Genomic DNA, 26480 nt, shown 5'->3' with positions numbered 1-26480 from the left:
ATAAGTCCAGCATACCAGATTCCAGACCGAATGCCGTTCCACTTTCTAAACTTTATGTACTGCATGAAATTCAGATTTCTAAAAATTAATTTATATCAAGAATGTCCATACTCGCATCATGAGCCGCCTTATTCCACACGGCATCCATTTCTCCGGCAAACTGTACCTCAAGCATTGCCGCCAGAAGTCTGCGAAATTCTCTTTTGCTTCCTGCCTTCTTCTTCAGGAACAGATACATACCGTGAAAATCATAGGGCGCCGGACAAAACTCCAGTGAATCATTCATCTCTTCATGTACCGGCTTCTTAAATAATGCATACAAAAGTGTCATATAACGTTCCTTGCAATAACTCACATTTCTAAAATGAAATAATTTTCCTTTCATCTTTCTTCGAAACCGGAAAAATGCGCTGCGGTCCCGATACCTGAGTGCTTCCATGGCCTCATACAATTCATCCTCCTGAATATTTCCCGAGGTGAGATAATCCAAACAAAAATGTAAAAGCTCTTCCGCCGCATCCTCTTCCTGTCCCTCCGCCGATTCGACATTTTCTCTTTCCATTCCATTTCCCATATGGATCAGCTGTTCCATAGTGGCTTTTTTATAATCCCGCTCATCCAGATAAAACAGCCGGTCTGAGATGACAATGTCCGGCGGCGTAAGGGTACATTCGCCGTTAGCCATGATAAAAAGCCGAACGCCGGCCTGTACGGCCATACAGCAGCACACGGCCATCGCCATCCCCTCAGAACCGTCTCCGACAATAAGCTGTATTCGTTCTTTTTTTCGCTTGATATCCTGCAAAACACGGGCAAATCCCAATGTACTTTGATAATCCAGATGGTCTAAAAAATTTTTCATTTTTCCCGTACATTTTTTTACGCTGTCCGGCCGCATATGCCAATCCTCGGGCTGATCCGGATCCGGGGCTTCCGGGAAAAAAACGGCTTCCCCATTTCCTTCCGCAATATATCTCTCACAAAATTCCGCCATCTCATCCCCGTCCGCAATGGCGCCCCGAATAATCTCATGGGGACGGGACTCTCTGGAACTTCCGGATACCTTTTTTGCCATCATGATGGCATACCGGCCATTTAAAAGCGGATAAATTCCCCAGCAGCTATGTTCATAATCTTTCGCCGCCATTTCCAGACACTCCTCATAAATTTCCGTCTTAAGCTGTTCACTGAAACCCTCTGTAGCAGCTGTAATGCACAAGCCGCCTCTGGATGGATCCCGCGTCGCTACAAATCTGTTTTCAAACCACATCACATCTTACCTCCCCTTTACTCATCTCCGTAAAATTCATCAAATTCATCGTCCTCATCATCCTCTGATATTTCAAGCATACTTTTCAGCCTGTTTCGGATTCCTCTTCCTATGGAAAAATGCTTTATCTCCTCCTCGTGCAGTCTCTCACCGTAATTGCAGATCGGATACATCCCGTTTCTGGCCAGAATAGAAATCAAAGGCTCGTCAATGCAAAATGGTTCATAATCTACAAAGGAATTTTCATCGCACTTGGCGCCGATACTGGCGATCATAGAAAACGCAAGGTTCTGTTCCGGTACGGCATGGAGCAGCTTATTATAAAGGTTCGGACATTCCTCCTGCAGATAGGCCCGCACACATTTACCTCTCTGCTGAAATGCCGCAAGATCAAACCCTTTATCATGAAGCGTCTGCTTCATACGGCCATTGACCATCTCAATGGAATTTTGAAAACCATTCTTTAAATACGGATTCTCATGATCAAGCAAGTCGCACTTCGTAATGATCACAAGCATTTCGTAGTCATTATTCCCCCTGAGCACTCTCAGCCTCGAAATCAGCTTATCCACCACCTTCGTGTATTGAACCGGCAGCCCCTGCTCGCCGGCGATCAGTTCATCCGCGCCGATTGTCAGCAAAAAGTAATTATATGGAAAAATCTTACTCTTCCATGTCAAATCAATACATTCCTGTCCGTCAATATCCTGCAGCCGGAGCAGCATATGCTTTATCCGTTCTTCCTCGGTATAGGTAATATAATAAACATAGGGCGTAATATTCTCACCGCGCTTCGTGGATTCGGGAAGCCTGTGTTCTTTCAATTGTCTTCCGGCTTCCTCATACCTTTTCCGGGCAGGCGAAGATGTCGGAAGATCATCTTCGATGGAACAATTCGTGTTTTTTACAATCGTGTCGTGAAACGCCGGGTCGCTCATTTGCAGTATATTCGTTGTCTTACCGGCCCGGGGCGCCCCGGTATAAATTCCGTCAATCGACTGACAGCACCCCGCATGGATCGGAAGCACCTCCCCGGTTTTTGCGGATACCTTTAAATACATCAAATCCCCCTCCGGAGTTTTAAGGGCGACCGGAAAATTGCCCGCATCGTCATAAATCATTTCAACACCGGGAGAACGCACGGTATACGTCTTCACTTCCATTTTAGGACTACCCCACACTTCCAGCGTCTGCTTGCCCTGAAAGCTTTCCTCATTGGTGAAAATGATCTCATCCTCCGCCAGTTTATTTCCGCTGTTGTCTGTGTAAGGAATATAACATCTCCGTTTTCCTTCTTTTTCAAGGATTTTTTCACCCAATAAATCTGTCCATCTGTTTCCCGCCATCTTATTCTCCTCCTTCTGTCATATAGATTAAAATACTCTGCGCCATTTTTCCGGCCGCTGCGCTCCCCACATACTCATCCACGTCATCCAGGCATACGGTCACGGCATAAGGAGTATTCTCATCGGTCAACCCGCCCGTCGTCCATACCGTGCACAGGCCGGTCAGATTTCCGTCCTCATCCTCTTTCTGAGCCGTTCCCGTTTTGGCGGCAAAGCCGGGAAGATAAAAGGATGTTCCCGTACCGATTTCGGTAACAAGTTCCATCATGCCTGCCACTTTATCTGCCGCCTCAGATCCGCAAACCTCCTTTGCTTCCCCGGCCTCGATTGTTTTCCAGGGACTTCCGGGAGAGCTCTGTTTCCCGCTATACAAAACCGGTTCCGCCAGCTTCCCATGATTTAAAAGAACATTTGTGCAAAAATGAAGTCCTGCCGGCGTCATATAGGCATTGGCCTGACCGATCGCCGCCATCAGATAATCTGTTTCACTGCGGCTGTTCTTTATAAAACTGTGATCCCAATACATAAACTGTTCATACGAAATGCTTGTATCAAATCCCCACTTTTTTAATGCCTCCAGCATTTTTGCGTGATCCGCCTTCTGCATCAGACTGATAAAATATCCGTTGCAGCTGTAAGCAATAGCATTCTCCATGGATAATTCCCCATGAAACACATTTTCAGCACAGTTAATCTCCACCGCTCCGTTTTCTATCTGAAAAATGTGATTTTCAGGCACACAGTCATATACATAATCCTCCAGTTCCGGATTTAATGATAAAGCCGTCGCCGCCAATATGGGTTTCATCGTACTTCCCGGATGCATCGATTCACCAAATACATCGCCATAGGCGGCAAGTATTTCTCCGGTCTTATAATCAGAAACAATAATATATGCTTCCTCATGCCCGTTTTGGCGAACCAGCTGCGCAGCGTATTCCTGCAGACGCCTGTCCAATGTCAGTTTGACGCTCCCGCCGATTTTTCCGGCCGCGGGATGAAGAAGAGAATAGATGCTCCAACGGTTATCCTCTGTTCCGAAAACCCAAGCGCAATTTCCGAGTATGGTTGTCCCCGATAAAAGCGTTGAGTGGATATCCGGCCCCAACACCTGTAAAAAAGCATCCCGGGTTTCCTCCGTGCTCCAACACAATTCACCGCTGTCGCCGGCCGCGATCACTTCTCCATTTCTGTCAAAAACCGTACCCGGCGTATATTCTTCCGACATAAGGATTGTCTGCCCGACAGACACCGGCGTAACTTCACTGCGGGAATGTACACGGCACGCAAACAGCAAAAAAATTCCTGCCATACATATAAGAAAGATACGATATAAATTGGCCGCATAATTTTTTTTTCTAAGCTTGATCATCCACCTTCACCTTCTTTCCCAATAGTCCGCAATGAACTGCCATCAGCACCGTCAGCATGATATTGACCGAACTTCCCTCCGAAATCCATGGAAAACCGATTCCCGCCGTGATAAAGGAACCGAAGCAGGACGCCGCATCCACCAGGATCATAAACCCAACGATCAGGCCGCAGGTCAGATTGAGATATTGATCGTAAACACATAAACCGTCCGGCTGAATCAAAAGCCATCGAACAAACAGAATACCAAGTACTAACACTGCGATTAAAATCAATGCAGAATAATCATTCAAAAGCGTTAAGAGGGCATGATCCGTATTCAGCGTGGGATACAAACTCCGAGGGAGACTGCCAATACCCTTTCCCCACCATCCCATTTGGTAAATATGTCGGAACAGATATAATACGGATTCAGCTTTCTCTGCCAGCTCAGCATCCTGATAAGCCTGAACCGGATCCATCCAGATCTGTATGCGCTCCGACAAATGACTGATCTTAAATCCCGCAATGAGGGCGCCTCCGGCACAGGCCGCCGTATATAATAGTTTTGTCACACCGTTTTTGCAGCGGATCATAAACAACACTGTCGTTGTCAGCCCCAGGATCAGAAGCAGTCCAAATTCGTTGCAGACAACACAGCCGCCATAGAGAACAAAGGTATATAACAGTAATCCCATCAGATTCCAGGGCAGCTTCCGAACACTCGGCTTATTCCCCATATATCGATCTTCTCTGCGGGAGACAATGTAGGCCGCCGCAAAAGGGAATCCCATAAGTACCAGTCCAAAAATCATCATTCCCGCAAAATATAAATAAGAGCCATTAACCTTTTGCCCTGAAATACGCGCCCCATATACGACCACCGGCAAAACAATCAAAAGCAGCAGATTGCATACCCGAAATTTATAGATTCTCGTATATCGAACAATCAAAAATACAATGAGAAATACTGCGATCATGAGCAGCAGATCTCCGGTGTATCCGTCAAAAATCCCCGGCGCCGTCTCCGGATCGGTCTCTCCCTCCCAACATCGATAGCCGATGGACAAGCCAAAATTCATAAAGACAGCCGCAATGAAAATACCTTTTTTGATCCGTTTCCTTTTGTCTGTTATAAAAATGACCGTCATAAAAGCAGCAAGTAAAATCATCCCCAGAAAATATCCTGTTCGCGGCACAGCGCTGTCATAATGAATAGACTTCAGCGTCCAAACATACAGAAAACCGCTGAACAGTATATAAATCATCCAAAGCAATTACGCCACCTTCTTTCTTATAAATTCCAATTCCAGATCAGACACGATCACTTTTGTTCTGTCCGGTATTTCAATCCTTTTTCCCTGATCCGCTTCATAAGTATGATATTCAATATGAACCGCTCCCTGAATGACCGTCAAAAACAAACGGTCTGACTGGACATTGATATATAAACGCACCCTCTTGCCGCTTACATCGAGATATAAATCATCCGTCATCCGGTTTCCGGCCAGATATCTGTCCTCGCCCAATTCGGCTTCCTGAGCCCGGCCGCCGAAAGTCAGCAGACTTGTGCGGAAATTTTTCTTTGCCGCGCCGATTCTCCTTGCTCTGACCAGCCAAAGCGCCGCCTTCCCGCCATCCATCCTTCTCTGCTTCAACAGCATTTCAACAAGTTCGAGCAGTGTTAAAAAAAACAACAGGCACACTGTACACACCTGAAACACAACGACATTCATCCGCCCATCCCCTTTCTCTAATATAAGTCCTCAGCCGGGTATTCTTGTCCGACGCATGCCTGTACGAAAAAAGGCATATCTCCCCGATATGCCTTCATTGTAAACCCTATATGAAATCTTCAAATGAATCAAATTATTAAAAAATGAACATTATTGCAATAACCGTTGCAGAAATGAAATTTTGAAAATCAGGCGCAAACCGGATATTTCAACGGCTGCCAAAAGTGTTTTCTGGCTTTCATCCCCAAATCATCCAAAAGCAGATATGTCATATTCCCTCCGCTCTTCCCAAGATCCCATGTCATATCAAAATGACGCCAGGAACCATCGATCATCTGCACGATGTTCCACGCGTGTCCTCCAAAACCGCTGCTATCCGCATCACCACTGATATAATACACCGGGATCTGAAGATGCCGGAAGATATACACCATCGAAATTGCATACCCATGGCAGACCCCATGCCTCAGCAAAGTCTCCAATGTGTAGGCATAAGGCGGATATTCGCCGTCCGGCAGATGCTCCTTTGTATAATGATAATGATTCGATATATAATGATAAATTTCTTCCAGAAGCTGTGCGTCTGTCATCCCTTTTTGTTTTATACATCTGTCAATTATTGTCTCCACGGCAATGTTGATTTTTTTTAACGTCTCACGCCCGCCCGCCTTATAAGGCAGTGTCAGTTGAACGCTTCCCACATTCTCATACCCGGATAAATGACATTTCTCGTAATCCCAGAGGGTATCTGCTTCCGGGAAATCTTCCCTGAGTGCGTTATAGACCGGCAGAACATCCTTCCAGAAACCTTCAAAAGAGACTTCGGCCTTCCTGCTCAAAATGCTTTCCAGCACTTTGGGATAAATTTTTTGCTGGCTTCCATTCAGATGTGCAAAACTTCCCCATTTCAGCGGCTGACCGTACAAAATATCCTGAGCATCGATCCTATAGCTTTTTCCCCGACCATGCTTTTTCCGGCTGTACCCGCTGGCTCCTAAAAGAACCGTCTCTTCCGCTTTATAGGCAAAACTCTTCAACTCAGACATTCGGGATTTCACCGCTGTCACAGCGCCCGCATACTCAAACATTTCTCCGGATAACAGGAGTTTTCCTTTATGTATTTGATGAATCGCGCAAATACGTTTCATAACTGAAAGAATCGGCAATAAAACGTCCAGCACGATTTTATCAAATTCCCGGCGCTGAATCCGAAGCTGGCAGACTTTCTTTCGATTCGAAAGCGAAAAGGAAATGATTTCTTTCGGTGTCCGGCCAAACAACATCCTTCGGGTCAATTCTCTGACCTGCAAGCGCAGCATTTTCTGATTACGGGGATCCGCTGACAAACCTTTTTTCATTTTATCTAATTGGGCGGAAAAGAAATCTCCCACGGCATCCTCAAGCTTCAGAAATCCAAAATCCATTCTTTGGACATCCTTGATACAGCAGATACCCAACTCATTTCTCATGAGACATACATCGGTAAACGTCTTCCACATGTCAATGATGATAAAATCCCTGTCGCCGGGTGTAATGACTCTCTGACCGATATAAAATTCCGCAATACCAAGAGGCGCGCATATTTCATCGATGATCCGGCAGCCATACTTCTCCGCCCGCTGCCTCATATCCTTTTTTTCTTTGCTCAAGGCGCCGGCCGGAACCAGAAGCGCCGCCGCTCTTTCGCCATTCAGGATATCTCCGACCTTTGTATTTCCGGCAATCATCATCGGTCTGCCCCATTGTTCATGAAAACCCGCCAGCTGCTCCGTCCCGGATAATAATTCGCACTTTACAACGAGGTTTGAATAATCTCCCATCATGTTTTACACCTCCCGCATTTTCAATCCTCTGCCTGCCTAATACACTTTCTTCAACTTATCAATATCGCCTTTTTGCATCATAACCTCATCCGATTCCAGCAATGCCTTTGATTCCATGGTGATTTTTACTGTTTTTCCGCTCTTTGGCTCTCTTCCTTCCAGTGACAATATACCATCTTCATTTAATATGAATGTAACCTCAATATCAGCTCCCTTCGGCAGATCATCCGAAATTTCCAATACACAGTTCCCCAGCAGCGCATCCGGATGAATATCCACATATCTCTCTTTTGAAGTCGTCTCATACACCCTTAGATTCACCTGCTTCTGGTTCTCACAGCTTGTAAAGAAATATTTCTTTTTCGATACCGGAAGTTCTTCCGACCGGAAGATCATATTGCAGATTTTCCGCTCACCGTTCTCTCCCATCAGGGCAGCCAGCCCATAGCTGCGTGTACTGACTCTGTTCAAATGCTTTGGCCTGAAAGATTGCTTTATGGATAACATTTTTTCTTTCGAGGTGCCGGATAACATCTTTGCATATACGGCCGCCCCTTTTGCAACCGCCTCATCCTGATCCTTCGCAACGATTTCCGTGTCCGGGAACAGCCTTCGTAGCAACTGCTCAATCTGAGTCATCCTTGTGGCTCCGCCGACCATAATGATCTTATCAAACTCGCTGATACCCTTATCAAACAAATCCAGCATCAGTTCCTGAATAACGGCGCGCACCCGCTCAAGCAAATGAGCCGTACACCGATCAAATTCATCCCTCGTCAACTCTAGCGGGACACGCCCCTGTTTTGTTGAAATATTAATTTTGGTTTTTTCTTTTTTGGAAAATGCTTTCTTTGCACGCTCAGCGCCCAGCAAAAGAGCTTCCTCATCATCCAACTGAAGCGTTTTTCCTTTAAGATAAGTCTCTTTTATATAATTTACAAATGCCAGGTCCCAATCTGAACCGCCGAGATGAATATCCCCATTGATGGCAATCTCATTAATCTCTGTCTCAGATATTGCGACAGCCACAATGTCAAACGTCCCCCCGCCGAGATCGACAACCAATAACATTTTATCCTCTAAATTATTCATCAGATCGCAATGATATACGGCGGCCACCGGCTCATCCAAAATAGCCCGCACCTTTAAACCCGCCATTCTTCCCGCCTCGATCGTCGCCTGTCTGGCATCGGAATTAAAATAAGCCGGGACTGTAATAACGGCATCGGTTATTTCTTCTTCCAGTTCTTCATAGGCGCTTTCAACGGCTTCTTTAATAACCAAAGCAGATAACTGCTCCGGCGAAAAGGTTTTTCCGTCAACAGTGATCGCCTCCTTGCTGACCCCCATTTTCCGCTTAAAAAACATGGCCGTATTATCAGGGTACAACAGTGCCCCGTCCCGCGCTATGGAACCCACCGTGTAAGTCTCACTGTCTTCAAAATAAACTGCGGAGGGAAGCAGATTTGTACCTTCCTGATTGACGCAGCATTCGCCGCGTTTTCCAATCTCATCATAATAGCTGATAACTGTATTTGTCGTTCCGAGATCTATTCCCACGATTTTACTTTCGAATCTTGTCATACATACCACCTTCCAGGTTTATTTATAAATACCAACGGCAACATCAATTTTCTTCAGAACAAATCCATGCCAGCGATAGCCGGAGCTGTACACCTTGCAGACCATATTATCATATTCTTCCCTGTCAACGCGAATACGTTCAATGGGCTTCTGAATCTCAGGATTAAAGACCTCTTCAACCTGACATTCTACAATCTCTACTCCCCGTTCTTCCAACATATCTGTATATTCATTGACATACATGGACAGCAGTCGATACCCCTGTGTATGGGTCTGCTGCCGCTGCTCGTAAACTTCCATATCCCTCAGCATGGATTCCCGCATCCGAATATATGTCATCAGATACTGTTTCTCCTGACGGCGTTTCATCTCCTGATATTCCTTATAATAAAGATTAAGAATTTCCTTCTGCCGGTCCATCTGCTCAAAAAGTCCGTTCATCATTTCTTCCTGATGTTTTATACAGCACTTCATTTCATTAAACTGTCTTATATAATTTTTCTGCATCTGTTTTTTACTGATTCTATGATTTGGCATCCTATTTTCCTCCCTTAAATATCATTTGTTAATTTCCTACTGAAATAGTCAATAATTTTATCCTTAGCCCGCTTTGTCTTTACAATGCTCATCCAGTTAAGCGCCGGTGTCTCTGAATCCTCCGGGTCATACTCAAATCGAACCTGGTCCCCATACCGGAGTATCGTGTCCAATTCGGCCGGCGTAGGACTGTTATTAATATAAGCTTTTTTTACATGAAGTCCAACCTGATCCCCGACCACAAAAGCAAAATCAAGAACTGTGGACGCCAGATCAATTTCATATTCCGCGCCCGATGCATCATAAACAAGCATCGGCGGCAAAGCCGCATCCATATGTTTCTCCAGCCATCTTGAAAGCACTTTCGTGGCTTCCCGGGAATGAAGGTATTCAAACCATCGGACAGTGGCATGGGGAATGGAACTTCCATGCTCCTGCCGGCTGTAATCAGCGACGATCTCCACCATATCCCCGGAGCTTAATCGGGTATAGATCGGCATTCGGGATGTTCCGCCGTTTAAATAGGCATATTTTGCACAAAGTCCGACATTCGAATCAAGAGCAAAAGCGAAATCAAGAACCGTGGCCCCATCCACGATAGACATCATTGAGCCATCCTTTGTGAATACAGAAATCATTTTCTGATCCGCCCCGCCCGACTCCGCCGCATCCACATAATCAAGGCTATTATGGAATTCACTATACGCCGAGGAAAACAGCAGGCCCTGGGTAAACTCCAGATGTTCCGTCTCTGACTGCACAAATAATCGATAGTTGTTGCCGTACCGATCTTTCATAATATAGTAGGTTTCATAATCATCCTGGTGATGACCGACAATTGTAAGCTGATATGGACTTTCATGGAGCCTGTCATAAAAAACAAAAAACAGATCATCCGGACCCCCCGTATACAAATCACCGGAGATAAAATAAACATCAAACAATGGAACCATGTGTTTTTTAAAAGCCACCTTGACAGCATCCCGCGCTCCGAGTTTTCCGGACAACTCCAAATGAATACTGTCTATACATCTTTCCTTAAAATCAAAATCTTTCACATATTTCCCCATAAGGTCATCCTCGCGTACCATGAGCAGGCTTCCCTTAATCAAACCGTCCGGCCTGGAAAATGTATCTTTATTCTTTCTTAAAACATCCTTATATGTATCTTTCAATTCACGATACCTTTCAGGATTCTCAATCTGCAGGCAGAGGTCGCCCAGAATGTCCGCAAAATAATGGATACGAAGCTTTCGTGCCGCGGGGATGAGCATATTTCGTGTATAATACGCCTCGGCCCTTTGCTTTTCTTCCGGAAATGATGAAATTGTCCGAAGATCATCAATTCGATCCGCACACTTAATATACACTGCTTTCCCGGACCTGACACCCCCTTTTAAAAAGCGGACGTCCTCCATGATATCCAAATCAAATTCCGATATGGATTCATCCGGCGCAGGTTTCGCATCGATGCTTGTCACCGCATCGACAATATCTGCAATATTCAACCCCAATTCTTCTTCCAGCTTCCCTTTTGTGACGCCGCGCACTTCAAGAACTTCATGAAGCATCGCAGCTGAGACCACATCTGTTTCGTGACCGCAGTCGGCGAGAATCTTTGCAACCCGCAGGGAATGTACGATACATAACTCCTCTGTCTCTTTTCGCCTGCCGCCATAGGCCGTAAGCGCCAGTGTATAAGCTTTTTTCAAAACTTTCTCATCCGGAAGGACATGCCTTTTCATTTCCGCAAGAAGCCGCGTAAAATATATCTGAGCCTCAGCTTGCTCTCTGAGATTTAAAGGTTTTACCGGCATCCAAATTTTATCTTCCGCAGGCGTCATGCTACTTCACCTCCGCATGCATATTCACGTTCACCCTTTTGATATAACGGCAGAAGGCTTCATCGTCCTCGCCGGACACAGCCACGGTTCGAAGCATATTATTCTCTACAGTTTCATTGACAATCTTGTCCACGTAATTTTTTACAAGGGTTTTCTTCTGGACATCCGGCAATTTAGAAAGCCGGTCATTCGCCTCAACATCCGTTCTGTACAAATCTGCTGTGAAATTAACCAAGTCATCCATAGCCATATTGCAAACTTCAAATTGTGGATAACGCAGCAGCAAATGGGCGGCAATCTCTTCCTCTGAAACATCCAAAGAGGCTTTGACCAACGCGACATACTGAAAACAAGGCTTTGAAATCCGACTCTTTGACGGAGAAAGCATCGTTCCGAGCCCGCCGATATACTCTCTCTCATTGCTGTCCGGACAAAAGTGAAATATCATTTGAACTCTGTCCTTTAGCCCTCCAAAGTTGAGGCTAATAAAAAAATGCTTAACCGAAAATTCCAATTCACCATAATATGCACCGCTTAAATTCTTAAATATGTCCTTGCAGGTGGTAGCTGTCACTTTACCCGCTTTCAGAGTATTTTCATAGAATGAATCCGCTCTCTCCTTACTCATATTGAAAACGGCCATAACATCTTGTTTATCCGCCTCCGGCTTCTTCTCATCAATAAACATAATACCGCTCATCAGCGCATCCCCATGGGTATATTTCTCCCGTCCCCTGTTTTCCGACGTATCGAAATAATAGAACTGATAAATACCCGAATACTTCATATCATTCACAACAGGAAGATTTTCTTTTATAACTCTTCTTCTCCAGTCTATAAGTTCAACATCATTAAAAATGAAATCATGAATCGTAAAACCGAATTGCCTGTAAATATTTATAAGACACGGAGACAGGGACGGCATTTGTTCGCCTTTCAAAATCCTCGATAACTGGGGCGGGCTGATATCCAGGATATCTGCCAGATCATTTTGGCTTTCAATTTCATAGGCACGCTGAATATATCTCAAATTGTTGATAACATTCTTCTGAATTTTCTGCTCATCCGCCACAGCCTGCTCTTCCAGCTTGCCCAGAAGCTTATACTTTTTCTTCAGTTCTTTTATTTTCTCTTTATACGGCTTTTTTTCCTCATATACCTTCTTTTCCTCAGCCGCTGCTTTTTTCTCCGTCGCCATAAAAAAATCCCTCCTTATAATGAAAGTTTTCATACTCTCATTATAAGGAGGGATTCCATGAATGTAAATCCTTGACAATTTAATAATATTTCATATTTGAAATTTAAATTTTTTTTTTGAAACAGACACAACGAAAACTCTGCCTCAAATTCTTTTAACTTTCCCCAATGTTCTTGATCAAAGCGGTTTAATTACATCAATACCCATATCCGCACGAAGAACCTCCGGAACAACGACGCTGCCATCCTCCTGCTGATATTGTTCAACGATCGCTGGCATTATACGACTTGTAGCAAGTCCGGACGCATTCAGAGTATGAACCAATCTGGTCTTTCCACTGGCATCTCTAAAACGAATATTGCCGCGGCGAGCCTGATAATCATAGCCATTCGATGCAGAGCTGACCTCTTTATAAATACCCATGCTAGGAATCCAAACTTCAATATCATTCGTTTTTCCCATAGAAAATGCACAGTCATCCGCTGCCAAACGGCTAAGTTGATAATGCAGTCCCAATTTCTGCACTAATGATTCCGCTTTTCCGCACAACTCCGCAAACGCTTCTTCGCTATGATCCGGATGTGCATACTGAACCATTTCAACCTTATTAAACTGATGCCCCCGAACCATTCCACGTTCCTCAATTCGGCTGCTTCCTGCCTCACGTCTAAAACATGGAGTATATGCAAAATATTTTTTTGGCAGATCCTCTTCCCGAAGAATTTCATCCCGATGGAGATTTACCAAAGCGGTCTCAGCCGTTGGAAGCATAAATCTTGCACCGACATCCGGACCTCCGTCAATCCAATAATCCTCTTCGACATATTTCGGGAATTGACCGGCCACATAACCACACTGATATGTCAGCATGTGCGGCGGAAGGATGAACATATATCCGTCTTTAAGATGCTCCTTAATAAAGAAGTTGAGCAGGGCCCACTCAAGCTGCGCTCCTCTTCCTGTATAAAGCCAACATCCTTCTCCGCCTATTTTTACACCACGCTCATAATCCACCAATCCAAGGCTCTTGCAAAGATCAACATGGTTTTTAGGCTCAAAATCAAATTCCGGCTTTTTTCCCCACTGATGGTCTACTATATTATTTTCCTTGCCTCCGGCTACGACACCTTCAGCAGGAATATTCGGCAAACGATCTAACATATACTGAATTTTTTCTTCTAATTCTCGAATTTCATTATTAAAAACAGAAATCTTATCTCCAAGCTCTCTCATGCGGGTGACTTCTCCGGTCACATCTTCACCATTTTTCTTCATCACCGGAATCTTCTTGGATGTAACATTTCTATCATTCTTCATCACTTCTACTTCTGCAATTTTTGAACGTCGTTCCGCATCCCAGGAAAGCAATTCTGTAAAATCCACATCTGTGTTTCTTTTCAACAATGCATCATGCACAAACTGCGGATTATTTCTTATCATTTTTAAATCAAGCATGCTCATTTCCTCCTTACCAATAATCCAATTCATTATATTACAAATTCAACTTTTTTTCAATAAAAACCCTGTTGACTTCTGTATCTTTTTGGATGTTACATGCAGTTTTATTTTGAAATTTTCTTTTATATACAGTATACTTATAAATTATAATGTTATTCGGAGGTACGCCCTATGCAGAACACATACAGCATAAAACCTATTGCCTATATCCGCAACGATTTTCCGGATAAGTTCGGCATTCCCCGCCAAAGCAGCCTGATCAATACCCTGAAGGCTGAAATCGTTTTTGAGCCGGAATATAGAAACCCGGAAGCTTTCCGCGGACTGGAAGATTATTCGCATATCTGGCTGATTTGGGGATTCTCCGAAAATATGAAAAGCAATTGGACCGCTACCGTCCGTCCACCCCGTCTCGGCGGCAATACCCGCATGGGCGTTTTTGCAACCCGCTCTCCTTTTCGCCCAAATCCCCTTGGGCTTTCTTCTGTTCGGCTGGAAAGCATCGAACCCCATTCCGAGCATGGACCGATACTCCATATTCTGGGGGCAGATTTAATGAACGGCACGCCGATTTTTGATATTAAACCCTATCTTCCCTATGCGGACAGTCATCCGGAGGCTTCCGAAGGTTTTGCTGGTCCGCTGAAGAACTATTCCCTTCGCATCGAATGTGCGCCGGAACTCCTGGAACATGTTCCATCAGATAAACAGGAGGCCCTATTGGCTGTTTTAGCCCAGGATCCAAGACCTTCTTATCAAAATAACCCGGAAAGAATTTACGGTCTTCGCTTTGCCGGAATGGAAATTAAATTTCGAGTGGAAAATGATGTTTTGTATGTTATTCACATAAAGCATTTATGATTAAAAATAGCTCTGTGCAAAGGCAATCTCACTTTTCCTCGAATCCCCATTTTGAGCAATCAAATAGCAGGCATATCGTGTCAAAGCATAATCCTTTACAGTCCTGGCAGCTCCGCTTCCTATACTGACCATTTTCGCAGGATACCATAGTTTTATTACTGTCCGAAAAACAGTGCCTTTTTGTCGGAAAATTCATTTTTAGTGCACTGCAATCTGTTCTCTCCGCGGCAACTGATATATATTCCGGTTCCTCTGCAATCACTTTTTAATAATAAAGCGCATCATCCATGCAAATAGCAGAGCTTGTGCTGCTAAGACATACTTCAATGCATTTGTCATCCTGAGTTTTTTATTTTGTCCTCCCGCCAGCCAATAACATCCATGACATACCTTTTCTAAATATCCCTCTTCTGCCAGAACCGCTATCTGACGATTTGACATATGTATTAATCCTCATGAATAAGCTCCTATATTGCATTTTGGTTATACATATCAACAGGAATAACATTCTGCACATGCAGCCCGACCTACATCGGCAGACTGTCCCTCACGCACAACGTTCCCCATCCAATCTATGGATTGGGATATTCGGTAATTCCCGGCAGTGGCCTCGCCCCACGCCGCAAATACGCCTTCACCTTCTCCCCATACGGTGCTGTCAACTAAGGACTAATAAAATTTTATACTTTTTTAATAATTTCTTCGTTCCGTCAGATTTCCCATCCCATTTTGGGCAAAATAACACCTCATAATCCCATAGGTTCATGAAACTATGAGGCAAAAAATTACTAAAACGCAAATTTTAGTTCTAGATTAAAACTCACCCTCTGCTTCTTCCATCCACTCCTTCAGTTTATCCCGCAATAACTTTTTATCTGGTAAATACAACTGGTATTTTGAAGCATATATATTGGAGTTCTCCGGAAGTGTCAGTTCTACCATTGCATCATTTTTATCCGGGCACATCAGAACACCAATCGTTGGATTTTCAAAATCCTGTTTTTCATATCGGTCATAATAATTTACATACATCTGCATCTGGCCCAGATCCTGATGTTTTAGCTTTTCAGTCTTCAAATCAAATAAAACAAAGCATTGTAATAGACGATTATAAAACACAAGATCCACTCTGAAATGGTCTTCTTCAAAGGAAAATCGTTTCTGTCTCGCCACAAAAGCAAATCCTGTTCCAAGTTCAAGCAGGAACTCCTGCAAATGGTCAATCAAACGACTTTCCAGCTCTGATTCAGAAAAATCTGTCCTTTCATCTAATCCCAGAAATTCCAGTACATAAGGATCCTTTACAATATCTCCTGGTTTTTCTATAATCTGCCCCTTTTGCGAAGTTTCTAAGATTTTATCTTTGTCTTTTCCAATCAGTAGTCTCTCATACAGAGAACTACCATATTGTCGGCCAAGCTCCCTTTTCCCCCAGCCTTCTTTCCATGCCTGCCTTTCATAAAAATTTCTCTCTTCCATGTTTTCAATTCGCATCAAAATCAAATAATGAGACCATGACAAATGAAATGGCGGCTTACTTTTCAATTTCGTAACCAGCGGTTGCGATTTTTCAATTGCAAATTCCGTAACTACTGGTTCTGAAATCCGATCCTGATATGTTAAATAAAATTTACGTATATTTGTTAGAGTTGCAACCGAAAAACCTTTCCCAAATTCCCTATTCAATGTCTCTGATAAAGTTATTAATACTTTTTTCCCATACTGAGCTCTGCTTTCTCCATCCTGCTGGACTTCAACAATCCACTTTCCTAAAGTAAAATAAGTCATCAATTGAATAAGATTGACTTCTTTAAGTACAACACTTCTGGAATAATTAATCAGTTCAACAACATTTTTACATAGGTTATCTAATTTTTCTTCTGTAAAATCATCCATCTCTATTGTCAATCTTTCTTCCATTATGCCTCCCGTTATCCAAATAACTTTCGCTTTAGCATCCGGTGCATTAACTGCAGCTGTTCTTCAAATAAAAGTTTCTTAGATTTATCTCCTACACGCATAAACACCTAATATGCCTGATTTGCATGTAACTACATACTTGTTTCGATATACATAAAAAGAACATGATTCTCTCTCCATTCCTTTAATAGTGACAAAATACTTAGTTACATTGGTTTTTTATCTCTTCTATTGATTTTTTTAGCCCACGTATTTTAGCTACAATTTCAAAATTTTCACCATCTAACTCCCAAATATTAATTGAACCTGTTACCTTTGCCAAATCTTTTTCTACTTTGCTTAAAGCATCATAAATTTCCTTTTGCAATTTATTCTCTGTTTCATTACGGGAAATAGCACTTCGATTTGAAATGGATTTGGCATCCTTCGAATATAACCCTCGTCCTACTCTTACAATATCCTTTGTATCAACTAATTGAGCAAGTGCTCCAGAAATCTGACTACGTGTAAAATCTTTTCCACTATTCAAGCTTATATAATTTCCAAAATCCGCCGCTGTATATATTCCACATGACCCAACACATTCCTTTATTAACATTTTTATCTCAGCTGTTGATATTTTCATTAATATATCTCCTCTTTTGTTTAATTTCACTAATTTACCTATTTTCTTTAAACTCGCTAATCACGTTATTTGATTATACTTTTAATATAGTATATTTTTCTATTTTTTTCAATAGCTTTTATTTCTATTTTATCGGCAGGCTCTCCCTCACACACAGCAACCTGTGCTTCTATTCTACTCCTACTCTGGCAATGAGTCCCTCACGCACAACGTTCCCCATCCAATCTGTGGATTGGGATACTCTGTAATTCCCGGCAGCGGCCTCGCTCCTCTCCTTAAATACGCCTTCACCTTCTCCCCATACAGAAAGGGATCATTGCCATCTACAATGCCGTACTGCATAAGGAGTGCGCTGCTTCCCGTAACAAAGGGTGTCGCAAAAGATGTTCCGTCCACAGTAACATACCGATTATCCGGAGCTGCCGTCCGAATTCCAACCCCCGGGGCCGCCAAATCCGGCTTGCCGATCCCATTGATATTATTCCCCCGACCGGAAAAATCGGCGTAAACATTGCGTATGCTGTCATAAGCGCCGACTGAAACAGCTCTTACGGCCGTTGACGGAATAGTAAGGGTATGGTTCGGCGACGGATAGAGAAATCGTGTTCCACTATTTAACACTGTATGAGTCGGCATCCACAAGTTGACTCTGCCGTCGGCAATCCGTTCCGGGATAAGGCGAAACCTCCACTGCCCGCTGTCCAGATAATCCTGTTTTGGAATAAAATCAACAAAAATCTCCTGGTATAAACTAAACGGACTCGGCTCCCCATAATAAACCAGAATTTCCGTCTGCCCCAGTGTAAAACGTTGTGGGCCCAGTATCGGCTGAAAATATCCGACACGTATTCCTTCCGGATTTACTAACTCCAACAATATATCATCCACATAGGATTTCCAAATTTGAATATTTAATGACGTTTCATAGGTCTGAATCAGGAAGGGAACTTCCGTATTGCTCCCCATCTGTAAAATTTCTTCCGTGTGCCCTGCTGCGTTTCCTTCATTTCCCGTGCCTATGACAAAAACACTCCTTCCAAAATTGGACATATCATCCAGATAAGTCTCCACCAGGCTATTGCCCGCATGCGAACCATATGTATTTCCAAAACTTAAATTAACGGCAATCGGCCGTCTAAGTTCTACGGCCTTTTCAATCACATAATTGACTGCCTGCATCAACTCTGTTGTTCTTGGAAAAGAATCCTCTCTGGGCTGTCCGAGAGAAACAACGATCAATTCGCTGTCATAGGCCACCCCTGAATTGCCCGCGGCGATGGCAGCTACGGCGGTTCCATGACCGCTCCTGTCTATGGTGATTGCCTCACCGCCTTCAGCCAAAGAGCGATTTAAATCCTCCCGGGTAAACTCTCTCCCTATTGTGTATCCCTCCGGCGGCGTCCCGTCGGCTGTCTGATCCCACACATATAAAATTCTTGAAGTTCCATCCGGATACAGAAATTCTTCATGGCGGTAATCAATTCCCGAATCAATCACTGCAATAAGCACGCCCCGGCCCGTCAATTCCAATGGCGGCACCTGCACCAGCGAAATACAGGAAGCCCGTTTTCCCTGCGCTGTCTGAAAGTAAAGCCGCTTCGGCTTTTCCACATATTCTACCTCCGGCCATTCAGAAACCGTCATCACCATATTTTCTGGTACAGTGATTATGGCATACTCATTATATAACTCGACAATCTGAACCCTTTCATCAGCATACTTCTGAAGACTCCCCGTATACTTTACAATCAATTCCCATGTTTTTTCTTCCCGGGAATATCCTACATTTAAAATATACGATTTTTCTCTTTCCGCCTCCGTCGCCGAAAGAGCCAGATTCAAAAGGTTTTCCAGTTTTTGATTTTCCATAAAAACTCCAGACAGTTTTTACCATTTCTATTCATATTTTCTCATTTCCATGTGCTTTTTCTTTACAAGACAGCAAAAAAGCTCTATCATATCTATATTGGAAATTCAAAAGAAGGAGGAAAACCTTTATGAAACGTATATTGGCCATCATCGGCATTATACTTCTGGCCGGACTTTATCTGTCCACCTTGATTTTTGCTTTAATCGATTCTCCGCTGGCCTTTACTTTATTCAAAGCATCCATTTTGCTGACCATTGCGGTTCCATGTCTGCTCTATGCCATGATTCTTGTTTATAACTACTTAAATAAAAGAAAATAGTTAAGAAAAAATAAATAAACTATAAATTCATCATTTTGAAACTTTAGAATTCTTTAATCTGAAAGACAAATTTTGGACACATTTTCCAATTATAATAAAACCATAGTAATTAATCATTACTATGAAGTGATTTGATTTTTTCATAACATCTGCCTGGCAGATTGCCAACTGCCAGGCCCCCTCGCCTTCCCCTATATATTCATATATAGTTACAAAAATAAACTCATAAAAAAAATCGATATTTAAAAATATCGATTTTTTTATGTTTCCTCATTGGAAATATTTTACAATTAAAATTAAAAAAGAGGTACAGCACTTTCTTCTGTACCTCAAATTCAACAAATCTTTATAAATCCGGCCCCAAAGCTGCCATAATGGACTTCATAGCGGCTTCTTCATCTTCACCGTCACAAATAATTTCAAATTCCGTATTCTGTTTAATTCCAAGACTGAGGATACTCAATAAGCTCTTACCATTCACTGTACGGCCGCCGGATGCCAGATAGACCTCACACTTTTTATATTTAATTGCTGCCTCTGCGATATCTCCTGCAGGTCTTAAATGTACACCAATTGGATTTTTCACAAGCACTTTTTCTTTTACCATAATCACTGCCCCCAATTATTGATTTAATCAAGTGTAAACCTGCCTATATTATAACACATCCTGCTGAAAAAACTCCATAGATTTTCCACATTTTTCATAAACACTTTTCATCCCGGATATGCCTGTATTTTTCCCGCGTCGCCAAACCTCCGCGAATATGCCGCTCCGACTTATTTACATCAAGCACCGATCTGGCCTGTCTGGCCAACGGCGGATTGATAACAAGCAGTCTTTCCGTAACATCTTTATGTACCGTACTTTTACTGATTCCAAATTTTTTTGCCGTCTGCCGTACCGTCGCTTTTGTTTCAATAATATAATTGGCAATCTCCACTGCCCTCTCTTCAATATAATCTTTCAAGGGTAAGCCTCCGAAGACGCTGTTTTTATAATGTATGAAATAACTTTGACGGGTATGAATACTCCATACAGCAAAATCAATGCCCGCCATAAACATTTGGAGGCGAATAACAATCATCAAAAAAAATTATAAATTCAGCAACACCAGCGCAAGAAAAATCAATGCGATTGCAGCCGCCTTTTTCCTGCTCAATTTTTCCTTAAACAACACCGCCCCCACAATACTTATGACCACAATAGTCATTACGCTATACGCCGGATACACAATCACTGCCGGCAAATGATGAAGAGCCATCAGCAGAAAGCGAGAGGAAAAATAATTCGGGATACCGATACAAATGCCTGCCAAAACATCCCATACGCAGAACTTCTGACATTTTTTGCGCCAGAGCAGGAGCGCACATACGCCAGCTGCCAGAAAAGTAAAAAGCAGATAATGGTCTTTTAATTCTGCGTTCCCAAGTTTATCATAAATATTTGCCATAGAATCCGTAAAACCGCTGACAAATAAAAGGACAATCAGGAGAAACTGATACTTGGAAGCCTCCACACTTTCCTTCTCAAAGTGAATCATGATAATAGCCGCAATCGCCAGTCCGATTCCTGATACCTGAAAAAGTCCAGGGCGTTCGCGAAAAATAATGATGGCCATAAGTGTTGGGATCAACACTCCCAGCTTCATAAATGTGGCAGCTAAGACCACGCCATTTTTCCTGATATTCTGCTGCAAAAGAACAAAACTGGTCAAAAACAGAACACCCGAAAACAATCCAAGGCCAACAGCGATTCCCGTTCCGGCCGCCGCCTTCCCGAATCCGAGAGGATCCATAAACAGCAGAGAAAACATTGAACAGACAACGTAATTCGCCACAAACATTCCCATATTATTCTTAATCTTACCTTCACTAAGGCGCATAACCGTTGACACCATCGCGCTGGCTATAATCGCCATTCCTAAATACAACATATACTTTCATGCTGCCTTGGCAGATTATCTGCTTTTGCAACAGCTCCTCTTTATCTTTTGTATATTCATTATCCTATTTCTCCGAAAGTTCTCTTTCTAATTCAGCAATACGCCGCGCAGATAATTCCAGAGCTTTATCTTTCTCCTGAATAATGCCGCTCTGCTCCTCAATTGTTCGACCCTGTTCTTCAATCGTCTGACTCTGTTCTTCGATTGTCTGACCTTGTTCTTCGATTGTCTGGCCTTGTTCTTCAATTGCCTGTCCCTGCTTCTGAAGTTCCTCCTGCATCTCATCAATCATAAGCTTTACCGTATTACGATCCATTTCAAGCAATTCTTTTGAAAACAACTGCATCACTTCCTCCACATTCCGGCAAAGCTCATAAATATCTTCGTAAAGGCTTCGGAATCCCGGATACTGTTCAATGAGTTTTAAAATCATCTCCGGTTCATCTCTGCAAAAGAATGTAAGCCATGCCTCAAGTTTATTATGTATACCGTCATCTTCATTTTGCTGTTTTTTACGGAAGATGTCAAGGGCTATGTAAACAAATTTCTGAGGTATATCAATCTGAATTCCTGAATTGGATTTCTGCTGCAGAACATGAAGATATACATCGGGATATTCCTTAAATTCTTTAGGGCTTTTTTCAAACAGAATAATTGTATACACTGTCTGAATATCCAGATAACTGAATTTTTTCTGTTTTTCATCTCTGAGCCGCTTATACTGGCGCAGCAGCAAGTCAGCCGAATAACAGGCACTGCGCTGTCCCGGAAATTTGTAGCCAAGTTTCTGTACCTCGACATTTCCGATACCTCCATCTTCAAACTCGACAACAATATCCATAATTAATAAAGAACTCTCATCAGTAAGCCGTGTAGAATCATTCGGCAGGACCTTCGTTACCCGCACCGGCTTCTCTAATACCAGAGAGAGAAAATCACTCAACCTCTGCGGAATATATTCCGGATTCATAACCTCTTTGAAAAATCCATCGTAAAGCATCTTAACCCCGCGAACACCTGTGCAGATATCCAGAAAATATTTCTGGTCCTTTTCCTTCCACTCGCCAAAACTTTGTTTCAAATGTTCATGAGCATTAATTTGGTTTAAAACCTCTTCCCTGCTTTGAATCATGGGAAAATAATCCTGCAACTTTTGTGCCATAGGCACCTCCTCCTTCTTCTCAATTCGTTTTGAATAATTGGTTTGAATAAACCTGTAAGATTTGATAACAGAATCCCCTGTGAGAATTTAAGGGAAAAGATTTCTGTTTTCGAGCATCCGCTGCCTCCGGGCCGGACGCATACGGGATATCCACAAATTTATATTATCACGGCTTTAAAAAGGCTTCAATCATCATTCATCGTGCAGATTCGACAACATATTTAAACATTGATTAATTGTCTGATTTAATAAAGTGACCGGTGAATACCAGCCACCCTTTATAAATTGAATTTTATCTTACCATTTCCAAAGGTTTGCCGGTCATTGCAAAAGGTTCCAGCAATACGTCAACCTCTTTCTCCGACAACAGTCCCTTTTGGATAACCAATTGCTTCACCGGCGTGCCTGTTTTCAGGGATTCCTTTGCAATTCCGGCGGCAGCCGTATATCCAATCGCCGGACAGAGGGCTGTGGAAATGCCCACGCTGGCATCCACCAGTTCCGCACAATGTTTTGAGTTTGCCGTAATTCCCTCAATACAATTATCATTCAGCGTTCCCGCTGCACGTCCAAGAGTCTCAATAGATTCAAAAAGGTTATAAAAAACGACCGGCTCGAAGGCATTTAATTCAAGCTGTCCGGCCTCCGCCGCCATAGTAATCGTAAAATCATTTCCGATAATATTAAAGGCCACCTGGGACACAACCTCCGGAATAACCGGGTTGATCTTTCCGGGCATAATGGACGAGCCGTTCTGCCGGGCCGGAAGGTTGATCTCCTCAAATCCGGTCTTGGGTCCGCTGCTTAAAAGGCGCAGATCATTGCACATTTTGGATAAATTTACCGCACAGGTTTTCAGAGCCGCCGACACGCTGACAAATCCGTCCAGATTTTGTGTCGCATCAAACAGATCATCTGCCATAACAAAATTCTCCCCGGTAACTTTACTGATATTTGAACAGATATTTTCGAGATATACCGGGCTCACATTAATGCAGGAGCCGATCGCGGTTCCACCCATATTTAAAATGCGCATAAACTGTTTTGTCGCTTCAATCCGCTCAATATCCCGTTTAAGCACGGAGGCATAGGCATGAAAAGACTGGCCCAACCGCATCGGAACCGCATCCTGAAGCTGAGTCCTCCCCATCTTTAAGATTGAATCAAACTCTCTGGATTTATCCATTAAACTGTCATATAATCTTCTCAATTTCACCTGCATTGATTCCATCAAAACAAGGGTTGTGAGTTTTCCCGCACTCGGAATAACATCATTGGTGGACTGGGCCATATTGACATGATCATTCGGATGAACCAGAGAATAATCGCCCTTCACGCCGCCCAACAACTCGATTGCCCGGTTGGCAATAACCTCATTGGCATTCATATTCGCCGAAGTTCCGGCGCCGCCCTGAATGGCATCCACAATAAATTCTTTTTTTAACTGTCCCTCAATAATCTCATCACAGGCCCGAATCATCGCTTCGGCGATATTGGCTTCCAGCTGTCCCGCATCCCTGTTTGTGATTGCCGAAGCCTTTTTTAATTTTGCCATACTTTTGATAAATTCCGAATGTAACGGCCGATAGGTAATCGGAAAATTCTGCCGTGCCCGCAGTGCCTGAACTCCATAATACGCCGTCATCGGAACTTCCATTTGACCAATCGAATCCGCTTCCGTCCGCATCTTTTTCATTAGATTTTTCCTCCTGACAATTTCAAATAATCCTTTTATGCCATCAAAATACACCCAAAATTTTGTAAAGTAAACCACTTTCCCGAAATTGTGAAAATAAAGTGGTTTCTCCGAATTTCAACTTTTATTTTTTAAGTACAACAAAAAAAGACTTAATTTTTGAAAGTCTTATCTAAAAGTTTATTGCATTTTAGGAGGTGTTCAAGTATACTTTATTAAGTAGGCTTTCTGTTTTTACAAAAAAAAGGGAGATTGGTTTATGGATCAGATTGACGCAAAACTTATAACATTACTGCAGCAGAATGCCCGTGTCTCTCTGAAAGAACTGGCAAAAGAAGTTTTCCTCACCACTCCGGCCGTATCTGCCCGCATTGAAAAACTGGAAAAGGAAGGCGTTATCACCGGATACAGCGCAAAGATCAATCCGGTTAAACTTGGATATCATATTATCGCTTTTATTAATCTGGAACTGCCGCCGACGCAGAAAAAAATTTTTTATCCATTCATTGAACACATTCCAAATGTTATTGAATGTAATTGTGTGACCGGCGCCTATTCCATGTTGATGAAGGTCGCCTTTCCAAGTACGATCGAACTGGAAACTTTTATCGGAAAACTTCAGAAATTTGGTAAAACGCAGACTCAAATTGTTTTTTCAACCCCGGTTCAGCCGAGGGGTTTTAATATTCAATCAAAAGATTAAGGAGGATACTTATGAAAAAATTTATTGAAGAGTTTAAAGCATTTGCCCTGCGCGGAAATGTCATGGACATGGCAATCGGCGTTTTGATCGCCGGCGCTTTCTCCGGAATCATCACATCGCTGACTGATAATTTCATCAATCCGATTATTTCGATGATCATGAGCGGCGCAACCTACACAGCGGAAGATATTTCCGGATTTGCTTCAAATTTCATCGGCTCAGTCATCAACTTCTTCATCACGGCCCTTATTCTGTTCTGCCTGTTAAAAGCTGTAAATAAGCTTATGTCTATTGGACACAAGGAAGAGGCACCGGCTGCTCCGACAACTAAAACCTGTCCTTACTGCAAGAGTGAAATCGATATTGAGGCCACCCGCTGTCCTCACTGTACATCAGAACTTCAGTAATAAATATTTCAAGGGCTTCGAACACATCGAAGCCCTTAAACATTTCTACTCCAAAAACCTCAAGCCTGTATTGCCCGGCCGATCTTTAACGGCAGATTGACGCCAATCGGATTCACAAGAATTCCCGCAGCATCCTTTGGCAAAAGCCGGGATATCTTCTCCGGCGTTACAACCGCCGTTCCGAATTTTGAGCCCTGATTCATTGCCTGAAACTTCTGAAATTCCTGGGCATCTGTAAAGATCGGCAGCATCGTTCTCCCATCCTTTTGCTTTAAGATAACAATGCCTTTATCCTCACGAACCGCAATGATAAACGACCCCTCATTATAATGAGCCAGCAGTTCCTCCTGAAGTTCCCCGAGTTCCTCCGTCAGCCCGTTTTGCGGCTTGCTGCGCAATTCCTGCATAAAATAAAGCGCCGTCAAATGAAATTCTCTGTTTTCAACATTAACCCTTCCCTCCGGAAGCTTCGGATTCTCCTGCCGCCGAACCAATTCATTCAGCTGTACAGAAATCTGTGTACTTGTTCCTTTATTAATGACCAGACAGTTGACGCCCAACAGGTACAATCCGGCATAAAATGCCAGAAAACTTTTTCTTTCAATCTTTATCACCTGTGCCGGATTTCCCGATGATGAAAGACGCTCTGACTCCCGATCCGCATCCTCTTTATTGTAGAAGACAAAAATTTCATCATCATAACTCTCCGGGTCGCAAAACACAAAGGGCATACGGGTACATTTTGAATAAATCACATAAACAACATCCTGTTTCTGCAGTTGTATTAATGTTTTTTCTTTAAGTCCTCTCATCTTTATTTACCTCTCT

The 26480-nt window shown here is 43.0% G+C and carries 25 protein-coding genes and 1 pseudogene; 4 read left to right on the top strand and 22 right to left on the bottom strand.

The features are described 5' to 3' along the window. Positions 1-85: 85 nt before the first annotated feature. The 11 genes from ACMN7X_RS06275 to serS form a co-directional block, all read right to left on the bottom strand. Positions 86-1273, bottom strand: coding sequence for a hypothetical protein (locus ACMN7X_RS06275; RefSeq protein WP_418746628.1), 1188 nt, complete (start codon positions 1271-1273; stop codon positions 86-88). 14 nt (positions 1274-1287) lie between these two features. Further along, a complete protein-coding gene (locus ACMN7X_RS06270; RefSeq protein ID WP_418746627.1) occupies positions 1288-2616 on the bottom strand; it encodes a hypothetical protein in 1329 nt (442 codons plus the stop codon). A 1-nt stretch (position 2617) separates the two neighbouring features. After that, on the bottom strand, positions 2618-3988 hold the full coding sequence (locus tag ACMN7X_RS06265) for a penicillin-binding transpeptidase domain-containing protein (protein WP_418746626.1): 1371 nt from the start codon (positions 3986-3988) through the stop codon (positions 2618-2620). Next, positions 3975-5243 (bottom strand): hypothetical protein, encoded by a 1269-nt coding sequence (locus ACMN7X_RS06260; protein ID WP_418746625.1) that lies wholly within the window; start codon positions 5241-5243, stop codon positions 3975-3977. Before ACMN7X_RS06260 ends, ACMN7X_RS06265 begins: the two co-directional genes overlap by 14 nt. Next, positions 5244-5702 carry a hypothetical protein gene (locus ACMN7X_RS06255; protein ID WP_418746624.1) on the bottom strand — a complete coding sequence of 153 codons (459 nt, stop codon included), beginning with the start codon at positions 5700-5702 and terminating at the stop codon, positions 5244-5246. A gap of 188 nt (positions 5703-5890) precedes the next feature. Continuing rightward, complete coding sequence (locus ACMN7X_RS06250) at positions 5891-7525, bottom strand: transglutaminase domain-containing protein (protein WP_418746623.1); 1635 nt, start codon at positions 7523-7525, stop codon at positions 5891-5893. 36 nt (positions 7526-7561) lie between these two features. Beyond that, positions 7562-9109, bottom strand: a complete 1548-nt coding sequence (locus tag ACMN7X_RS06245; RefSeq protein WP_418746622.1) for an Hsp70 family protein — start codon at positions 9107-9109, stop codon at positions 7562-7564. 18 nt (positions 9110-9127) lie between these two features. Further along, positions 9128-9646, bottom strand: a complete 519-nt coding sequence (grpE, locus tag ACMN7X_RS06240) for a nucleotide exchange factor GrpE (protein ID WP_418746621.1) — start codon at positions 9644-9646, stop codon at positions 9128-9130. Positions 9647-9660: 14 nt separating this feature from the next. Further along, positions 9661-11490 (bottom strand): HD domain-containing protein, encoded by a 1830-nt coding sequence (locus ACMN7X_RS06235; RefSeq protein ID WP_418746620.1) that lies wholly within the window; start codon positions 11488-11490, stop codon positions 9661-9663. 1 nt (position 11491) lies between these two features. Continuing rightward, positions 11492-12688: a helix-turn-helix transcriptional regulator gene (locus ACMN7X_RS06230; protein ID WP_418746619.1), complete on the bottom strand. Its 1197-nt coding sequence runs from the start codon at positions 12686-12688 to the stop codon at positions 11492-11494. Positions 12689-12865: 177 nt separating this feature from the next. Continuing rightward, positions 12866-14143, bottom strand: a complete 1278-nt coding sequence (gene serS, locus ACMN7X_RS06225; protein WP_418746618.1) for a serine--tRNA ligase — start codon at positions 14141-14143, stop codon at positions 12866-12868. Positions 14144-14317: 174 nt separating this feature from the next. Here serS and tsaA point away from each other — a divergent pair, with 174 nt between their 5' ends. Further along, positions 14318-15007 (top strand): tRNA (N6-threonylcarbamoyladenosine(37)-N6)-methyltransferase TrmO, encoded by a 690-nt coding sequence (gene tsaA / locus ACMN7X_RS06220; protein ID WP_418746617.1) that lies wholly within the window; start codon positions 14318-14320, stop codon positions 15005-15007. Positions 15008-15010: 3 nt separating this feature from the next. On the opposite strand, the pseudogene ACMN7X_RS06215 reads toward tsaA, so the two are convergent. From ACMN7X_RS06215 to ACMN7X_RS06195, 5 genes and pseudogenes are all read right to left on the bottom strand, one after another. Further along, a pseudogene (locus ACMN7X_RS06215) lies at positions 15011-15142 on the bottom strand (DNA damage-inducible protein D); the annotation flags it as partial. A 123-nt stretch (positions 15143-15265) separates the two neighbouring features. After that, positions 15266-15448 (bottom strand): hypothetical protein, encoded by a 183-nt coding sequence (locus ACMN7X_RS06210; RefSeq protein WP_418746616.1) that lies wholly within the window; start codon positions 15446-15448, stop codon positions 15266-15268. A 372-nt stretch (positions 15449-15820) separates the two neighbouring features. Continuing rightward, positions 15821-16927: a PDDEXK nuclease domain-containing protein gene (locus tag ACMN7X_RS06205; protein WP_418746615.1), complete on the bottom strand. Its 1107-nt coding sequence runs from the start codon at positions 16925-16927 to the stop codon at positions 15821-15823. Between the two features lie 202 nt (positions 16928-17129). Beyond that, positions 17130-17552 carry a hypothetical protein gene (locus ACMN7X_RS06200; RefSeq protein WP_418746614.1) on the bottom strand — a complete coding sequence of 141 codons (423 nt, stop codon included), beginning with the start codon at positions 17550-17552 and terminating at the stop codon, positions 17130-17132. A 180-nt stretch (positions 17553-17732) separates the two neighbouring features. Beyond that, positions 17733-19421, bottom strand: a complete 1689-nt coding sequence (locus tag ACMN7X_RS06195; RefSeq protein WP_418746613.1) for a S8 family peptidase — start codon at positions 19419-19421, stop codon at positions 17733-17735. Positions 19422-19549: 128 nt separating this feature from the next. On the opposite strand from ACMN7X_RS06195, the gene ACMN7X_RS06190 reads away from it, so the two are divergent. Continuing rightward, positions 19550-19741: a hypothetical protein gene (locus ACMN7X_RS06190; RefSeq protein WP_418746612.1), complete on the top strand. Its 192-nt coding sequence runs from the start codon at positions 19550-19552 to the stop codon at positions 19739-19741. 346 nt (positions 19742-20087) lie between these two features. Here ACMN7X_RS06190 and ACMN7X_RS06185 read toward each other — a convergent pair whose 3' ends face one another. The 5 genes from ACMN7X_RS06185 to ACMN7X_RS06165 all read right to left on the bottom strand — a co-directional run bounded on the left by ACMN7X_RS06185 (position 20088) and on the right by ACMN7X_RS06165 (position 24542). Then, positions 20088-20348 (bottom strand): HPr family phosphocarrier protein, encoded by a 261-nt coding sequence (locus ACMN7X_RS06185; RefSeq protein ID WP_418746611.1) that lies wholly within the window; start codon positions 20346-20348, stop codon positions 20088-20090. 94 nt (positions 20349-20442) lie between these two features. Next, the gene (gene spoIIID, locus ACMN7X_RS06180; RefSeq protein WP_418746610.1) at positions 20443-20709 is read right to left on the bottom strand and encodes a sporulation transcriptional regulator SpoIIID; all 267 of its coding nucleotides are present in this window, start codon (positions 20707-20709) and stop codon (positions 20443-20445) included. A gap of 126 nt (positions 20710-20835) precedes the next feature. Beyond that, positions 20836-21675 carry an SMR family transporter gene (locus ACMN7X_RS06175; RefSeq protein WP_418746609.1) on the bottom strand — a complete coding sequence of 280 codons (840 nt, stop codon included), beginning with the start codon at positions 21673-21675 and terminating at the stop codon, positions 20836-20838. Positions 21676-21748: 73 nt separating this feature from the next. Continuing rightward, positions 21749-22846, bottom strand: coding sequence for a PD-(D/E)XK nuclease family transposase (locus ACMN7X_RS06170; RefSeq protein ID WP_418746608.1), 1098 nt, complete (start codon positions 22844-22846; stop codon positions 21749-21751). A 292-nt stretch (positions 22847-23138) separates the two neighbouring features. Continuing rightward, positions 23139-24542, bottom strand: coding sequence for an aspartate ammonia-lyase (locus ACMN7X_RS06165; protein WP_418746607.1), 1404 nt, complete (start codon positions 24540-24542; stop codon positions 23139-23141). 259 nt (positions 24543-24801) lie between these two features. On the opposite strand from ACMN7X_RS06165, the gene ACMN7X_RS06160 reads away from it, so the two are divergent. Continuing rightward, entirely contained in the window at positions 24802-25245 is a 444-nt protein-coding gene (locus ACMN7X_RS06160; RefSeq protein ID WP_418746606.1) for an Lrp/AsnC family transcriptional regulator, read from the top strand. A gap of 11 nt (positions 25246-25256) precedes the next feature. After that, entirely contained in the window at positions 25257-25652 is a 396-nt protein-coding gene (mscL, locus tag ACMN7X_RS06155; RefSeq protein WP_418746605.1) for a large conductance mechanosensitive channel protein MscL, read from the top strand. 59 nt (positions 25653-25711) lie between these two features. Here mscL and ACMN7X_RS06150 read toward each other — a convergent pair whose 3' ends face one another. After that, a complete protein-coding gene (locus tag ACMN7X_RS06150; protein WP_418746604.1) occupies positions 25712-26464 on the bottom strand; it encodes an SseB family protein in 753 nt (250 codons plus the stop codon). Between the last annotated feature and the right edge of the window lie 16 nt (positions 26465-26480).

Source organism: Frisingicoccus sp., assembly GCF_048388605.1.
Lineage (GTDB): Bacteria > Bacillota > Clostridia > Lachnospirales > Lachnospiraceae > Frisingicoccus.
The sequence above is the reverse complement of the archived record's forward strand: the minus strand, read 5'-3'. Positions and strand labels throughout refer to the sequence as shown.

Excerpts from the sequence above, each read along its gene's own strand:
- ACMN7X_RS06210 (WP_418746616.1), bottom strand. The coding sequence starts at position 15,448 with ATGTCAAATCGTCAGATAGCGGTTCTGGCAGAAGAGGGATATTTAGAA.
- ACMN7X_RS06270 (WP_418746627.1), bottom strand. The coding sequence starts at position 2,616 with ATGGCGGGAAACAGATGGACAGATTTATTGGGTGAAAAAATCCTTGAA.
- ACMN7X_RS06250 (WP_418746623.1), bottom strand. The coding sequence starts at position 7,525 with ATGATGGGAGATTATTCAAACCTCGTTGTAAAGTGCGAATTATTATCC.
- ACMN7X_RS06175 (WP_418746609.1), bottom strand. The coding sequence starts at position 21,675 with ATGTTGTATTTAGGAATGGCGATTATAGCCAGCGCGATGGTGTCAACG.
- ACMN7X_RS06195 (WP_418746613.1), bottom strand. The coding sequence starts at position 19,421 with ATGGAAAATCAAAAACTGGAAAACCTTTTGAATCTGGCTCTTTCGGCG.
- grpE (WP_418746621.1), bottom strand. The coding sequence starts at position 9,646 with ATGCCAAATCATAGAATCAGTAAAAAACAGATGCAGAAAAATTATATA.
- ACMN7X_RS06190 (WP_418746612.1), top strand. The coding sequence starts at position 19,550 with ATGAAACGTATATTGGCCATCATCGGCATTATACTTCTGGCCGGACTT.
- tsaA (WP_418746617.1), top strand. The coding sequence starts at position 14,318 with ATGCAGAACACATACAGCATAAAACCTATTGCCTATATCCGCAACGAT.
- ACMN7X_RS06255 (WP_418746624.1), bottom strand. The coding sequence starts at position 5,702 with ATGAATGTCGTTGTGTTTCAGGTGTGTACAGTGTGCCTGTTGTTTTTT.
- ACMN7X_RS06185 (WP_418746611.1), bottom strand. The coding sequence starts at position 20,348 with ATGGTAAAAGAAAAAGTGCTTGTGAAAAATCCAATTGGTGTACATTTA.
- ACMN7X_RS06200 (WP_418746614.1), bottom strand. The coding sequence starts at position 17,552 with ATGAAAATATCAACAGCTGAGATAAAAATGTTAATAAAGGAATGTGTT.
- ACMN7X_RS06230 (WP_418746619.1), bottom strand. The coding sequence starts at position 12,688 with ATGGCGACGGAGAAAAAAGCAGCGGCTGAGGAAAAGAAGGTATATGAG.
- ACMN7X_RS06170 (WP_418746608.1), bottom strand. The coding sequence starts at position 22,846 with ATGGCACAAAAGTTGCAGGATTATTTTCCCATGATTCAAAGCAGGGAA.
- ACMN7X_RS06205 (WP_418746615.1), bottom strand. The coding sequence starts at position 16,927 with ATGGAAGAAAGATTGACAATAGAGATGGATGATTTTACAGAAGAAAAA.
- mscL (WP_418746605.1), top strand. The coding sequence starts at position 25,257 with ATGAAAAAATTTATTGAAGAGTTTAAAGCATTTGCCCTGCGCGGAAAT.
- ACMN7X_RS06160 (WP_418746606.1), top strand. The coding sequence starts at position 24,802 with ATGGATCAGATTGACGCAAAACTTATAACATTACTGCAGCAGAATGCC.
- ACMN7X_RS06165 (WP_418746607.1), bottom strand. The coding sequence starts at position 24,542 with ATGAAAAAGATGCGGACGGAAGCGGATTCGATTGGTCAAATGGAAGTT.
- ACMN7X_RS06150 (WP_418746604.1), bottom strand. The coding sequence starts at position 26,464 with ATGAGAGGACTTAAAGAAAAAACATTAATACAACTGCAGAAACAGGAT.
- serS (WP_418746618.1), bottom strand. The coding sequence starts at position 14,143 with ATGCTTGATTTAAAAATGATAAGAAATAATCCGCAGTTTGTGCATGAT.
- ACMN7X_RS06245 (WP_418746622.1), bottom strand. The coding sequence starts at position 9,109 with ATGACAAGATTCGAAAGTAAAATCGTGGGAATAGATCTCGGAACGACA.
- ACMN7X_RS06235 (WP_418746620.1), bottom strand. The coding sequence starts at position 11,490 with ATGACGCCTGCGGAAGATAAAATTTGGATGCCGGTAAAACCTTTAAAT.
- ACMN7X_RS06265 (WP_418746626.1), bottom strand. The coding sequence starts at position 3,988 with ATGATCAAGCTTAGAAAAAAAAATTATGCGGCCAATTTATATCGTATC.